Origin of the sequence: Mesorhizobium sp. M4B.F.Ca.ET.203.01.1.1 (genome assembly GCF_004791025.1) — a bacterium.
Taxonomy (GTDB): Bacteria; Pseudomonadota; Alphaproteobacteria; order Rhizobiales; family Rhizobiaceae; genus Mesorhizobium; species Mesorhizobium abyssinicae.
Genome location: NZ_SRUO01000062.1, coordinates 1 through 461, shown reverse-complemented (window position 1 = coordinate 461; position 461 = coordinate 1). Strand labels below are relative to the sequence as shown.

The window sequence follows — 461 nt, the reverse complement described above, 5'->3', positions numbered from 1 at the left end:
GTTCCTGTTCAACAAACCCAAGGGCACCGTGCCGGCCCACCCGATTCCGGTGAAGCCGCTGGACCGGGCCACGCTGGACGCCGCGCCGGACCGCAGCCTGTTCCGGCTTGGGCACTCCGCGATCCTGCTGAAGCTGCGCGGCCAGTACTGGCTGACCGACCCGGTCTTCTCCGAGCGCGCCTCGCCGGTGCAGTGGATGGGCCCTGCGCGCTTCCATGCGCCGCCGATCAGCATCGATGCACTGCCGCCGATCGCCGGCGTCATCCTTTCGCACAACCACTACGACCACCTCGACCACGCCGCAGTGATGCAGCTGGCTCGCAAGACCGCGCGCTTCATCGCCCCGCTCGGCGTGGGTGACCAGCTGATCGCCTGGGGTGTGGACGCCGGCAAGGTCGAACAGCTGGACTGGTGGCAATCCACCGAGGCCAATGGCCTGCGCCTGACCGCCACCCCGGGCC

1 protein-coding gene is annotated in these 461 nt (G+C 69.4%); it reads left to right on the top strand.

The genetic code is table 11. From position 1 onward, the window contains the following. Nucleotides 1–461 (top strand): MBL fold metallo-hydrolase (locus EN846_RS33610; protein WP_189587191.1); only part of this gene is annotated, 461 nt, incomplete at both ends.